General features: G+C 69.6%; 11 protein-coding genes. 5 read left to right on the top strand and 6 right to left on the bottom strand.

Features of this window, described 5'->3' with window-relative positions:
* Positions 1-41 precede the first annotated feature (41 nt).
* From AAFN86_RS15895 to AAFN86_RS15885, 3 genes are read left to right on the top strand one after another with little or no spacing between them, the layout of a single operon-like run.
* Complete coding sequence (locus AAFN86_RS15895) at positions 42-1,682, top strand: NAD(P)/FAD-dependent oxidoreductase (RefSeq protein WP_347544337.1); 1,641 nt, start codon at positions 42-44, stop codon at positions 1,680-1,682.
* Complete coding sequence (locus AAFN86_RS15890; protein WP_347544336.1) at positions 1,679-2,854, top strand: NAD(P)/FAD-dependent oxidoreductase; 1,176 nt, start codon at positions 1,679-1,681, stop codon at positions 2,852-2,854. Before AAFN86_RS15895 ends, AAFN86_RS15890 begins: the two co-directional genes overlap by 4 nt.
* Before the next feature lie 32 nt (positions 2,855-2,886).
* Positions 2,887-3,285, top strand: a complete 399-nt coding sequence (locus tag AAFN86_RS15885) for a hypothetical protein (protein WP_347544335.1) — start codon at positions 2,887-2,889, stop codon at positions 3,283-3,285.
* Between the two features lie 106 nt (positions 3,286-3,391).
* On the opposite strand, the gene AAFN86_RS15880 is transcribed toward AAFN86_RS15885, so the two are convergent.
* Together AAFN86_RS15880 and AAFN86_RS15875 are read right to left on the bottom strand one after the other, a co-directional pair.
* Complete coding sequence (locus AAFN86_RS15880; protein ID WP_347544334.1) at positions 3,392-6,472, bottom strand: caspase family protein; 3,081 nt, start codon at positions 6,470-6,472, stop codon at positions 3,392-3,394.
* Between the two features lie 215 nt (positions 6,473-6,687).
* Positions 6,688-7,701, bottom strand: a complete 1,014-nt coding sequence (locus AAFN86_RS15875) for an SH3 domain-containing protein (protein ID WP_347544333.1) — start codon at positions 7,699-7,701, stop codon at positions 6,688-6,690.
* Between the two features lie 219 nt (positions 7,702-7,920).
* Here AAFN86_RS15875 and AAFN86_RS15870 point away from each other — a divergent pair, with 219 nt between their 5' ends.
* The gene (locus AAFN86_RS15870; protein WP_347544332.1) at positions 7,921-9,042 is read left to right on the top strand and encodes a branched-chain amino acid ABC transporter substrate-binding protein; all 1,122 of its coding nucleotides are present in this window, start codon (positions 7,921-7,923) and stop codon (positions 9,040-9,042) included.
* A 593-nt stretch (positions 9,043-9,635) separates the two neighbouring features.
* Here AAFN86_RS15870 and AAFN86_RS15865 read toward each other — a convergent pair.
* Both AAFN86_RS15865 and AAFN86_RS15860 read right to left on the bottom strand, forming a co-directional pair.
* Complete coding sequence (locus AAFN86_RS15865; RefSeq protein WP_347544331.1) at positions 9,636-9,950, bottom strand: DUF2218 domain-containing protein; 315 nt, start codon at positions 9,948-9,950, stop codon at positions 9,636-9,638.
* Positions 9,950-10,534, bottom strand: a complete 585-nt coding sequence (locus AAFN86_RS15860) for a PadR family transcriptional regulator (protein ID WP_347544330.1) — start codon at positions 10,532-10,534, stop codon at positions 9,950-9,952. Before AAFN86_RS15860 ends, AAFN86_RS15865 begins: the two co-directional genes overlap by 1 nt.
* Positions 10,535-10,833: 299 nt before the next feature.
* On the opposite strand from AAFN86_RS15860, the gene AAFN86_RS15855 reads away from it, so the two are divergent.
* The gene (locus AAFN86_RS15855; protein WP_347544329.1) at positions 10,834-12,396 is read left to right on the top strand and encodes a sulfatase-like hydrolase/transferase; all 1,563 of its coding nucleotides are present in this window, start codon (positions 10,834-10,836) and stop codon (positions 12,394-12,396) included.
* Between the two features lie 68 nt (positions 12,397-12,464).
* On the opposite strand, the gene AAFN86_RS15850 is transcribed toward AAFN86_RS15855, so the two are convergent.
* Both AAFN86_RS15850 and AAFN86_RS15845 read right to left on the bottom strand, forming a co-directional pair.
* Positions 12,465-12,635 carry a hypothetical protein gene (locus AAFN86_RS15850; protein ID WP_347544328.1) on the bottom strand — a complete coding sequence of 57 codons (171 nt, stop codon included), beginning with the start codon at positions 12,633-12,635 and terminating at the stop codon, positions 12,465-12,467.
* Between the two features lie 441 nt (positions 12,636-13,076).
* Entirely contained in the window at positions 13,077-13,571 is a 495-nt protein-coding gene (locus tag AAFN86_RS15845; RefSeq protein WP_347544327.1) for a flavin reductase, read from the bottom strand.
* Positions 13,572-13,624 lie beyond the last annotated feature (53 nt).

The raw sequence follows: 13,624 nt of genomic DNA, 5'->3' as shown, positions 1-13,624 counted from the left end.
GAGGGGCAGAGCCCCACCAATCCCATGCTATACGCCCCCCGATGTTGCGCCTGACCGAACTGAAACTACCGCTGGACCACCCGCCCGAGGCCCTTGAGGCGACGGTCCGCGCGCGCCTGGACCTGCGCGGCAGTGAACTACGCGCAATCCACGTCGCCCGCCGTGCGTGGGATGCGCGCAAGCGGTCGGACATTGTCCTGGTCTATTCCGTGGACATCGAGGTCGCCGATGAAGCCGCTCTGCTACGCCATGCCGCGACCGACCGCGTGCTGGCGCGCACGCTGGGACCCACGCCCGACACGCGGTATCGCCATGTCGTCCATGCTCCATCAGCCGCATGGAAGCGCCCGGTCGTCATTGGTACCGGCCCCTGCGGCATCTTTGCCGCGCTGATCCTCGCCGAGATGGGCTTTCGCCCGATCATCCTCGACCGCGGCAAGGTGGTGCGGGAACGCACCAAGGACACCTGGGGCCTGTGGCGCCGTCGCGTCCTGACGCCCGAAAGCAACGTGCAATTCGGCGAGGGCGGCGCCGGCACTTTCTCCGACGGCAAGCTCTATTCCGGCATCAAGGCGCCCGAGGCGCTGTCGCGCAAGGTGCTGACGGAATTCGTGGAGGCCGGCGCGCCGGAGGAGATCCTGTTCGTCGCGAAGCCGCATATCGGCACCTTCCGCCTGGTGACGATGGTCGAATCCCTGCGCGAGAAGATCACCGCCCTGGGCGGCGAATACCGCTTTGGCACCAAGGTCACCGACATCGTCGTCGAGACCGGGCGCGACGGCACCCGCCGTATGCGCGGCGTGGTCACCGAAGCCGGCGAGACGATCGAGACCGACCACGTCGTGCTCGCCATCGGCCATTCGGCACGCGACACCTTCCAGATGCTGTTCGACCGCGGCGTGCATATCGAGCCCAAGCCGTTTTCCATCGGCGTGCGCATCGAACATCCGCAATCCATCATCGACCGCGCGCGCTTCGGGGATTTCGCGGGAAACAGGATCCTCGGCGCGGCGGACTACAAGCTGGTGCATCACGCGACAAACGGGCGCGGCGTCTATTCCTTCTGCATGTGCCCCGGCGGCACGGTGGTCGCCGCCACCTCCGAACCCGGCCGCGTCGTGACCAACGGCATGAGCCAGTATTCGCGCGCCGAGCGGAACGCCAATGCCGGCATCGTCGTCGGCATCACGCCGGACCAGGACTATCCCGGCCATCCGCTGGCCGGCGTCGACCTGCAGCGGCATTGGGAGGAACAGGCCTTCATCGCCGGCGGTGGCGACTACAGCGCGCCGGCCCAGCTTGTGGGGGATTTCCTGGCGGGGCGGGCCTCGACGGCGCTGGGCAGGGTGGTGCCGTCCTACAAGCCGGGCGTGACGCCGACCGATCTCGCGCGCTGCCTGCCCGATTTCGCCGTCGCCGCGATGCGCGAGGCGCTGCCCGCCTTCGGCCGCCAGATCCGCGGCTTCGACATGGACGACGCGGTGATGACAGGGGTGGAGACGCGCACCTCCTCCCCCATCAGCATCCGCCGCGATGCGTCCTTCCGCAGCGTGAACACCGTCGGGCTGTATCCGGCCGGCGAAGGCGCAGGCTATGCCGGCGGCATCTTCTCGGCGGGCGTGGACGGCATCCGCGTGGCGGAAGCGGTCGGGCGCGACATGGCGGGCGCTGCGGCAGCGTGACGGATTTCGATGTCGTCGTCCTCGGCGCCGGGGCGGCCGGGCTGTTCGCCGCGATGCGCGCGGGCCAACGCGGGCGGCGCGTGCTGCTGCTCGACCACGCCGATGAACCTGGCAAGAAGATCCTGATCTCCGGCGGCGGACGCTGCAACTTCACCAATACGGGCTGCGTGCCGGATCGGTTTCTCTCGGCGAACCGGCATTTCGCGCGATCCGCACTCGCACGCTACACGCAGCACGATTTCATTGGCCTCGTGGGCAAGCACCGCATCGCCTTCCACGAAAAGACGCTCGGCCAACTGTTCTGCGACGGGTCGGCGCGGCAGATCGTGCAGATGCTGCTGGCGGAATGCGAAGCGGCGGGCGTCGATCAGCGCCTGCGCCACCGCGTCACCGATATCGCGCGCGGTGACCGCTTCACCATCACCACCGATCATGGTGCCTTCATTGCGCAATCCCTTGTGCTGGCCACTGGCGGGCTTTCCATTCCGAAAATGGGCGCCACCGGCTTCGCGCATGATGTCGCGCGCCGCTTCGGACTGCCCATCGTCGGCCCACGCCCAGCCCTGGTGCCACTGACCTTCGATGGCGCGATGCTGGACCTGATGCGCCCCTTGGCCGGCGTCGCGCTGCCGGTCATCGCGCAGGCCGGCCGCGCCAGCTTCCCCGAGGCGATGCTGTTCACCCATCGTGGACTGTCCGGCCCGGCGGTGCTGCAGATCTCCTCCTACTGGCAGCCCGGCGGGGCCGTGACCTTCGACCTGCTGCCTGGCCAGGACGCCACCGCGCTGCTGCTTGCCGCCAAGCGCGCCCGCCCCAAGGCCGAGCCACGCACCATCCTGGCCGACCTGCTGCCGCAGCGGCTCGCGCAGGCGATGGCCACCGCCCACCTGCCACCACGCATCATGGGTGAACTGGGCGATGCGCCGCTCAAGGCGCTGGCCACGCTGCTGAAGGCATGGCGGCTCGAACCTTCCGGGACCGAAGGCCATGCCAAGGCCGAAGTCACCCTGGGTGGCATCGACACCGCCGCGCTGTCGTCCAAGACCATGGCGGCACACGACGTCCCTGGCCTGTTCGTGATCGGGGAGGCAGTGGACGTCACCGGCTGGCTCGGCGGCTACAACTTCCAATGGGCCTGGTCGAGCGGCTGGGCGGCCGGCGAGGCGGCCTAGAAACCGCCGCTTTCGCGCCCCATCCTTCATCCATGCGCAAGCTGATTCTGCTCGCCGGACTGACGCTCGCCGCCTGCGCCACCCAGGCCGGCTTCGATACCCGCATGCAGGGGTTGGTCGGGCTGTCGGTGGGCGACCTCGTGCAGCAGGTCGGCGTGCCGGACGGCGACTTCACCACGCCGGAGGGCCGGCGCTTCCTGCAATATGAGCGGCTCGGCACATCGGCGCCGACACCCATGCCGGTGATGGGCTTTGGGGTCGGCGGCTTCGGCTGGCGCGGCGGCTATGGCGGCGGGTGGGGCATCGGCTCCGCCTACCCGGCCTATGCGCCGCCGCCACCCTGCCGCGTGACCTTCGAGATCCGCGCCGATCGGGTCGCGTCCTTCACCCGAGCCGGCGGCGGCTGCGTGGCAACCCAGCCGGACGGCTGACCCCTTGAGCATGCGGCGCTCGCATGCGCTCACGCCACATCCTCCGGCCTATTGTTTTGGGAGCATCGTCACGCGTCCAGATGAGTCCATCTGAACGCGATCTGCTCTACCGCGGCACCGCCGCCAGCGGGAACGACCTGAGATCGCGCTGCGCGGCCCGGAACACCGCGTTCTGCTGGTGCCCCTTCTCCCGCGCCAGCTGCGGCACCCGCCGCATCACCCACTCACCCAGCGCCAGCGCCGTCACCCGCCCTTCGGCGTCCACCGCCGCGCGTCCGCGCAGCCCTTCCATCAGGGCATAGGCGAACACGCCGTTCCGGTCGTCGTAGGAATCCAGCGCCTCCTGCACCGACGACGACGCCGCCAGCAAGAAGCGCCCGGTGTCGTTGCCGATGGCGGCGAGTTGGTCGATGTCGATCTGCCCCGCATAGCAGGTGTCGATCAGGATGAAGGCATCCCGCGCCCGGATGCGCGCGAGGGCGGCGACCAGCGTCGTGTCGTCCAGCGATTGCTGCCGCAGCACCGGGAAGCTGCTGGTGTCGCGCACATCCGACGGCAGGAACAGGAAGTGGTTGCCGGGCTGGGAGACGATGCCATGCCCCGCCAGATACAGGATGAAGGTATCAGCCGGCCCGGTATCACGCGCGACCGCCGCCAGCGCTTCCAGCACACCGCGCCGATCGGCCCGTGCGCTCGGCAGGAAGCGCAGATCGACATCGCGGAATAACCCCACGCCGCTCGCCTTCAGCGCCTCGCCCACCGACCGCGCATCAGGTTCGGCAAAGCGCAGGTTCAGATCGCGATTGGCGTATTCGTTCACCCCGATGGCCAGCACCACCAGCCGCCCCGCGCCCGCCGGCTGCTCGGGCTCGCCGGGTCGCCGCAGCGTCAGGGACGGGCCTTCGGCGAACAGCGTTCCATCGCTCGCGTAAAGTCGCGTCGCGATGCGGTTGCTGCCGGGGTCGAGCGGCACCTCGACGCTGGCATCGCCAGCCGAGGGTTCGGCACGCGCCGCGATGCGGTCATTAACCAGAACATCCAGCGGCCCGAAGCCGAGCCCGCGATCGGTCGTGGTGAAACCCATGCGCAGCGCGGTCGATCCCTCGGGCAGCGCCCGCGCATCCCAGGCGATCGGCGTGCAGGCGGACCCCACCACGGCACACAGCGAAGCCGGCGCCAGCGATGGCAGGCGCCCGATCCGGCTGCGCACCTCGCCCAGTTGGACGAGCCGTTCCTGTGCCGGGGCGAAGTCCCCCGCGATGCGCGCCCGCACCGCCCGCGGCGCATACAGCGCGCGATAGGCCTGCTGGAAGGACGCCCATTCCGGCGTCTGGTTGCGACCACCATTCAGGTGCACGCCAACCAGTTCCTGCCCGCCATTGGCCGCGTGATCGAACAGGCCTTCCGGCGACCACAGAACCCAGCGCAGCGTCTCGGCGCTGACGAACAGCGCGGCCTGTTCGCGCAAGGCACCAGCCTCGAAGCGGTACCAGCGGATGGTGCCGTCGCCCAGGGCGGCAACCCCCATGTCGCCCGCCACCGTCACACCCCAGACCGCGCCCGGCGTCGGGACCGAATCCACCAGCCGGCCCTGCGCGTCGAACAGCCGCAGATGCGTGTCGGTGCCGAGCAGGAAGCCGTCCTCCCGCACCAGGATGGCCAGGGATCGGGCGAATTCGCCCTCGCCGAGGCGCAACGGCGCGTTGTTCAGCCGCGGGCGGTTGGAATTGCGCCAGTCCAGCACGCGGATGCGCGGCGTCTCGGTGCGCGCGGTGGCGAAGCCGGCCTCGCCCTGCCATGCGGTCAGGTTGCCGGTCAGCGGGTCGAAGATGACCGGCGCACCGCCCGCGCGCAGGCTGAACAGCACCTGGGTGCCATCGGAGGACAAGGCCAGCGTCACGCCGGTATTGCGGAAATCCCCGCCCGGCGGCCGCGGCGCCGCGGCCAGCGTGCCGTCCGGCGCGATGCGCCCCCAGCCCGGATCGGCCGCCGCATAGACCAGCCCGCCCTGCGGCAGCGGCACCATATGGGCAATGGCGTCGCGCGCCGCCGGAATGTCGGTGGCTGGCCCGAAGCCGAAATCGGCCCAGCGGCGGATCATGAATTCGCGCTGCGTATCCGGTGGCGAGACCAGCGCCGGGTCGAGCAGCCCGGCCGGGGCCGGCTGCTGCTGCCGGACGACCAAGCCACGCCCGCCGCCTGGCGCGGAGGAGGAGGAGGACGAGGATGACGCCGGCCCCGGCAGCCGCTGCTGACCCGCCGGCGTGGCCGCCGGAGTGGGCGCGGGCACGGGTGGCGGCGCTGCCGCCCCCTGCGGCCCAGCTGGGCGATTATGCCGCGCGTAGCCACCGGCATAGAGCTGCAGCCCGCCGCGACCATCATGCGCCCAGGCCACCGCCGGCAGCCCTTCCCCCGCCAGCCCCGTCACATCCGGCGTGAAGACTGTGCGCAGGTCGGTGGTCGACAGCACCTCCACACGCAGCCGGTCCTCGAAGCCAAGCACGAGCAGCGAGCCCTCCGGCGAGAAGGCGATGCCATAGGGTCGCGCGCCCTGGACCGGCGTGCGCTGCGCGATCCGGCGACCATCCGGCGCATAGAGCCGCACCGACCCATCGGCGGAACTCGCGGCGAGCCGCCCGGCGCCATCGAAGGCGACCATGCGGGTGGGGCCGGTGAAGGTCGCGTCCTCGAATTGCAGCCGCCCGTTGCGCGCATCCCAGACCTTGATGCCCGCCCGCCCTCCGAGCGCCGCGGCCAGCCGCGTGCCGTCCGCCGAAAAGGCCAGATGCTGCACCGGAGCGGCGAGCCCGGGCAGCCGCGCCAGCAGCCGCCCATTCGCCGCATCGAAGATGTAGAGCGCGAAGCTGGTGTCCCAGGACCGCGCGGTGAAGCCCGCGGCAGCGACGCGCGCCCCGTCCGGCGTCAGCGCGACGGCATACAATTCGCCCTCCGCCTCGGGCCCCATGGGCGGGCGGATGACCATGCGCTGGGTGCCTTCGGGCAGGTTCCACAGCCGCAGCGTCTTGTCGTCGGACACGGTGGCCAGCGTGCCGCCCGCCGCATCGGTGGCGAGGCGGCCGACAGGGGCGATGTGCGCCCCGGCCTCGATACGCAGGAAGGGTTGTTGCGGTGGTTCGTTCGGTGCCTGGGCCAGGGCGGAAGCGCTGGTCAGCGATACCGCGACCACGGCAAGGGCACATTGGAGGGGCTTTGCCCCTCCAAGCCACCCCACCAAAGGCCTAAGGGCCTTTGGAAACCAATTCCTGGCACCCTGCGCCGCAGCGTGGAGCCGCCCTTCTGCGTGAAGCATATCCGTTCCCGCCTGGCGCCAGAACATCGCGGTCCAGGGGCCCGCTGGCCCCTGGCGGGGTGGTCCGGAGGGGCGGCGCCCCTCCGGCTTCCTCAGCTGCTGGCCAATTCGAAGCCCTGGCCCTGCGCCAGCCGATCCGCCGTCGCCACACTCTCAGAGAAATTGTCCCGCCGGGCGATATTGGAAGCGGCCAGCTGGCGGAATTCGCCATCCTGCCCACGCCCGCCGACGCTCGCCTCGGGGGTGCCGAGGCCGCGCACGCCCACCGAACTCGCCGGCACATAGCCGACCACACCCGAGGAGGTCTCGACCCGGGCGAAATTGCCCTGGGCCGGGCTGACCGTGACGGACTCGTTGCGGCTCAATTGGCCGACCTCGGCCGCGCCGGCATCGGGGCGGATGCGGATCGGGGCGGAAACGCGCGCCGTGGTCGGCGTCGCCGTCACCGCGCGCCTAGCCTGCACCTGGCCCTTCACGCCCGGGGAGATGGTCTCGATCGCGGTGTCGAACTCGCCGCCGCGGGTGCCGATCTTCTGGTTGATCTGCTGCGCCAGCGCGACGTCACGGCGCATCAGGTCGCGCTGGTACGACATCAGCGTGAGCCCCTGGTCACGGCTCATCCGACCGGACCGCACATCGGCGCGGATGCGGTTGGCGGTGTTCACGCGGCAATCGACCAACTGGTTGAAGGCCAGCTGCGTCGCGTCGAGCTGCCGGTTCTCATTGCGCAGGTCGCCGCCGACCGCCTGGACGAGCCCGCCCTGGTCCTGCGACTGGCGTTGCCGCGCGGCGATGTAGCCGCCGACGCCGCCGACCACGCCGCCGGCCAGCGCGCCGATCGCGGCACCCGCCAGGATATCGCTGCCCCGCCGCCCGGTCGCCGCCGCCAGCAGGCCGCCGGCGATCGCGCCCGTTCCGGCGCCGATCGCGGCGCCGCGGACGATGTCCTCGCCATAGAAGTCGCCGGTGGAATCGAGCTGCACCACATAGGCGCGACAGGCATCGCGCCCGTCATCGGCGCCGATGCGGCCCATCTGGGTCGAACACCCTGCGAGCATGACCAGAGCCGTGATGCCGGCGAAGGGGCGGCGGAGGGAGGAACGCATCAAAAAGGACTCCCGGAAAAGGGCAGCGAGACAGAGTAACAGGACGATACACCTTGTGCCAGAGTGGCGCGGCCCGCCCCCGTGTGCCAGGTCACGCCGCCGGGGCCGCCCGATCGCTTGTTCCCCCGCCGCGGCGAAGTGATCTAACGTCCCAGCCCCACAGGGTCGCGCGAGCCATCGGGGCACGGGGGCGGCTGGCTTCACATAGGGGACAACACCATGGTCACGACACGCAGGCTGGTGCTCGGCGCGGGCCTCGGCACCCTGGCCGTCGGGCGGGATGCTTTCGCACAGGCCGCATCGGGCCCGATCCGCATCGCCACCGCCGGGCCGATGACAGGGCAGAACGCTTCCTTCGGCACGCAGATGCGCGAAGGCGCGACCCAGGCGGTGACCGACATCAACGCCGCCGGCGGCGTGCTGGGCCGGCAGCTCGCGCTGGAAGTCGGCGACGATGCCTGCGACCCGCGCCAGGCGGTGTCGGTGGCGAACCAGCTCGCGGGCCGCCGCGTGCAGTTCGTCGCCGGGCATTTCTGCTCCGGCTCCTCGATCCCGGCCCGCGATGTGTACGCCGAGGAAGGCGTGCTGCAGATGTCGCCGGCCTCGACCAATCCGCGCTTCACCGACGAAGGCAAGTGGAACACCTTCCGCGTCTGCGGCCGCGACGACCAGCAGGGCATGGTGGCCGGCGCCTACATCCTGGCGAATTTCCGCAACCGGAAGGTGGCGATCCTCCATGACAACTCCGCCTACGGCAAAGGCCTGGCGGATGAGACGAAGAAGGCGATGAACGCCGGCGGCATGCAGGAGACGATGTACGCCGCCTATACGCCGGGCGAACGCGACTACAGCGCCATCGTGTCGCGCATGAAGGCCGCGGGGATCGATGTCATCTACCTCGGCGGCTATCACACCGAAGCCGGGCTGATCATCCGCCAGGCCAGGGAACAGGGGATGAATGTCACCCTGATCGGCGGCGATTCGCTGGTGACCAACGAGTTCTGGCAGATTTCGGGTGCCGCCGGCGAAGGCACGCTGATGACCTTCTCCTCCGACCCGCGGAAGCGCCCGACCGCGGCCGAGGTCGTCGCCCGCTTCCGCGCCCGCAACGTCGATCCGGAGGGCTACGTCCTTTACACCTATGCCGCGATCCAGATCTTCGCGGATGCGGCGAAGAAGGCGAACACCACCGATCCGCGCCGCCTGGCCGCGGTGCTGAAAGCCGAAGGCCCGTGGCAGACGGTGCTTGGCCCGATCAGCTTCGATGCCAAGGGCGATGTCACGACGCCCGACTATGTCTTCTATGTCTGGCGCAACGGCGCCTACGCCGAACTCTCGTGACCGGCCGGGCGCGCGGAGGCCGTAAACTCGTGCGCGCCCGCCCATCGTGAGGGCACGCCGATGCTCCTCATGGTTTTCGTACGGTTCCGGGGCCGTGATGCGCCTGCCGTCCATCGGGAGCAACGCGCCGAGGGCCGCGGCGGCTGCCGCACGGCCTGCGCCGTGTCGGGATCTGGATCGTTCGATCGCTGCCCTGCTGCCGTGGCGGGAAGGTGCAGGGATACGGGCTGTCCTGCGGCGACCACGTCGCTTGCGAGATCGTGACTGTGGTTGCCTCGCCACACAGGCGCGCGCTGGTGGAGGGCCTTCTCGAAGCGCTTGCATGCTGCGCGGGCGAAGGCGCAGACTTCGTGCAGTCGTCAACAACCGAAAGGAGGTGATCCGGTGTCTCATCGCATTATTCGGGCTGTCGCGCCCGTGGCCCGGATCACCGCGGGGGTCTGAACCTTCGATGACCTTCAGGCCGCAAGGCCTGGCGGTTTGCATCGATCGGCTCGGATGACACCTCGCGGGTCACCAGGGTTTCGCGGGCCGCACACCGGCCACGCGATGTAGGAAGGCTCCGGCGGGACACCGCCGGGGCCTTCTGCGTGTCAGGGAGTGCACTCATCGGGCCGCACCCAGAGCACCGTCAGCGGCTCGCGGAAGGCGAAGCGTTCGAGGTGGCGGCCCACCACCTCCTCCAGCCTGGTGAGCGACGCCTCGTCCGTTGCCGCGGCGCACATCAGCAGCGCCCCCGGAAGCGCTTCGGCATCGAGTGTGCAGACGCCCATCGGAAAGTCGATGCGGCCCTGGGTCTCGCTGAGTTCCACGGGCAGCTTGTGCTGGAAGTGCTTGCAGAGCTGGCCGAGGTAGCGGCGCGGCGCCGCGGTTGTGACGCGCGCTTCGGAACAGGCCGTCGCACCCATCAGCTGCGCTCCACGCCGGTGGCCGCGGCGTCGAGGGCGGCGGCAACCGCGTCGGCCTGTTCGGCCGTCAACGGACCGCGCGCCATCCGCATGCGCAGGGCGAGCTTGAGGTTTTCCATGGCGCGGATGATCTGCGGCGCGGGGCCGCCGCCCTGGGCGCGGCCGGCTTCATCCATGCGGGCGAGTAGGGCGTCGTGGGTCGGGCGGTTGGCCGCGAGGAAGGCGCGGCCCTGTTCCGTAACCTCGTGCAGCTTGCGGCCGCCCTCGGCGGCGGTGCTGACGGTGACGTAGCCGAGTTCCTCAAGCAGCGTCAGCGTCGGGTAGATCACGCCGGGGGATGGGCTGTAGGCGCCACCGACGCGTTCCTCGATCGCCTTGATGATCTCGTAGCCATGGCTCGGCTTCTCGGCGATCAGACCGAGGATGACCAGGCGCAGGTCACCATGGGCGAAGAAGCGGCCAAGGCCAGAGCGTCCGCCACCGCGATGGTGGTGGCCGAGGCGGGGACCGTGCTCTGTCCGGTCAGGGCGCGCGAAGCGGCAATCGTGGTCATGGTCGCGATGCCGGGGATGGGCGTGTCTCATGGGGTTCGTACCTGCTGTCAAAGCCTGTTGAGATCGTATTTCGATATAGCGATTTCTTAGATATATCGAATCTCTGTCGAATTCCAGATCATCGACATCACTTGACCGCGAGAATGGTCGCTGCTGTCCCCGTGACGGCTTCCAAGTCCCTTGGGCTTTGGTGGGTCCAGGGCAGCGCCCTGGCCGAAGCGGTTTTGGGGAGGGCGGGGTTCACCCCAATCGGCGCCGGGCGCGCGCCCTCCCACCCAGCACGCAAACCCCCTACCCTTCTACGCCAAGAACAGGGAACGCGGCCGCGCATGACCATACGCAACGTGCTCTACATCATGTGCGACCAGTTGCGCTGGGATCACCTCGGCTGCGCCGGCCATCCCTTCCTGCGCACGCCCAACATCGATGCGCTGGCCGCGCGCGGGGTGCGCTTCGCCCAGGCCTATGTGCAGTCGGGCATCTGCGGGCCCTCGCGCATGTCGGCCTATACCGGCCGCTACGTCTCCTCGCATGGCGCGACGCATAACCGCGTGCCGCTGTCGGTGGGCGAGGTCACGCTGGGGTGGCACCTGCGCGAGAGCGGACGGACGCTGGCGCTGGCGGGCAAGACGCACATGCTGCCCGATGCGCGCGGCATGAAGCGGCTGCTGCTGGATGGGCAGGACGAACTCGCCGTCCTGCTGCGGGAAGGTTGGTTCACCCTGGTGGATCGCCATGACGGGCACCATGCCGAGACCGACAGCGCCTATGCCGACTGGCTGCGCGTGCAGGGCTATGACAGCGCCGATCCCTGGACCGACTACGTCATCGCCGTGACGGACGGCCAGGGCCGCGCGCAGAATGGCTGGAAGATGCGCAACGCGCGTCATCCGGCGCGGGTGCGCGATGAGCATAGCGAGACCGCCTACACCACCGACCGGGCCATCGACTTCATGGACCGCCAGGGCGACCAGCCCTGGGTGCTGCACCTGTCCTATGTGAAGCCGCATTGGCCCTATATCGCGCCGGCGCCCTGGCACGCGATGTTCACGCCGGACCAGTGCCTGGCGGTGTCACGCGATGCGGGCGAGCGCGACGAAGCGGCGCATCCGATGTTGCGCGAATTCCAGAACGAGGAGGTCGCGCAATCCTTCCAGAACGATGAATGCATCGCGACGGTGCGCCCGGCCTATCAGGGCCTGATCGCGCAGCTTGACCATCACCTGGGGCGGGTGTGGGCGGCGTTGGACCGGCTGGGGCGGTGGGACGACACGCTGGTCGTCTTCACCTCGGACCATGGCGACTATCTTGGTGACCATTGGCTGGGCGAGAAGGAACTGTTCCACGACTGCATCCAGCGCGTGCCCTTCCTGCTTTATGACCCCTCGGCGGCAGCGGGTGGCACGCGCGGCACCGTCGATCATCGCTTCGTCGAGGCGATCGACGTGGTGCCGACCATCCTCGACGCGCTCGGTCTCGGCGCCGCCGAGCATGTGGTGGAAGGACGTTCCCTGCTGCCGCTGACGCGCGGCGATGCGCCAGCCTGGCGGGAGGCGGTGTTCAGCGAGCTCGACTGGACCTTCCGCGGCGCAAGGCGGCGGCTTGGGCTGCCGACCGGCCAGCACCATGCCTGGATGGTCCGCACCGATCGCTGGAAATACGTCCATTGGACGGACGGGCTGCGGCCGATGCTGTTCGACCTCGCGGCCGATCCTCAGGAATTCCGCGACCTGGGCGCCGATCCGTCGCTGGAGGGCGTGCGGGAGGCGATGCGCGAGCGCCTGCTGGCGTGGTTCACCGGCCTGAAGCGCCGAACCACATTGACCTGGGCGGAAGCCGAGCTGCGCACCGACCGGCACAAGGCGGCCAGAGTCTTCTACGGGGAGTGGTGAGCCCGGCAATGGCCGGCGCCGGGCCGGCCTCGGACCCGCCCGGTTGCTTCAGCAGGGCGGGGTGGATGTCAGCGGGCGATCCAGCAATCCGGGCCGTCGACGGTTTCCTCCGGCAGGTCCGCGGCGACGTCCTGAACGACCGACGACACCCATTCCTCGGCGGTGGTGCCGAGCGCCGCGGCACGGCGGGCGATCTCCGCGGCCAACGCGTCGGGTAGTTCCACCTTCACTTCCGTCATCAACCGGCTCCTTGTCTGCACCAACGACTGTGCATGTGCGAAGAAGATAGGGTGCAAACGGTTTACGGCGCCTTTGCGACCTTCGCATGGGAGCAATGCGCGCCCGATTCCCTGATCCAATCGTCCCCGCGCGGATCGCATCCGCCGCCGCTGGCAGGCCGCGCCGGGTCGATCCCTGGACGCTGGAAGCACCATTGCCTCCCCGGCCCGGCACCCTGCCCAGGGGCCGGGCGCCGCGATGTGCGCGCCGGCGCCATGGGTCAAAAGGACATCTGCGCGGCAGCGGGAGCCGCGGACAGCGGCATGGGCCTTCGACCCATGCCGAGGCCGCCAATGCGCCCGGCCACCGGTCAGCGAAGCCCGACAGGCCGGGGATCCACGCCCGGCCCTTGGGCACAAGACACCGTGGCTACCCACGGTCGCGCGCAGCGAGCGGTGGTATCAGCCGGCGCCGATCGCGTGGTAGCCGCGGCTGAACCAGATCAGGCCGCGCGATGCCGCACCCTGTCGGACGGCCTCGACCTCGGCGAAAATGACGCTGTGCGTTCCGCGCTCGACCACCTCGGCAATGCGGCAATCGAAGGATACCGCGGCGCCATCCAGCACCGGCGCGCCCGTCTCGAGCAGCCCCCAGCTCGCATGGGAAAAGCGCTCAGGCATATCGGCCTCGGCGGAACGGCCAGCGAAACGACCCGACAGTTCCTCCTGCCCCGGTGCCACGCTGTTCACGCACAGCACGCCGTTATCCTTGAACAGACGATTCTGCGGGCTGCCACGGTTGAGGCAGACCAACAGCGTCGGCGGATCGTCGGTCACCGAGCAGACGGCGCTGACCGTCAGGCCACCCAGGCCGGCCGGCCCGTCCGTGGTCACGATGTTCACGGCAGCCCCGAGACGCGCCATGGCATCGCGGAACTCCTGACGCGTCACGGACATTCAGACAATCCCCCGCCGGCCATCAACAACCCGGCCCTTCGATGACAAAAAGG

The organism is Roseomonas sp. CAU 1739 (assembly GCF_039839775.1).
In the GTDB taxonomy this organism is placed as follows: domain Bacteria; phylum Pseudomonadota; class Alphaproteobacteria; order Acetobacterales; family Acetobacteraceae; genus Neoroseomonas.
Note: the sequence above shows the minus strand (reverse complement) of the source record. Positions and strands in the feature narration are given on the sequence as shown.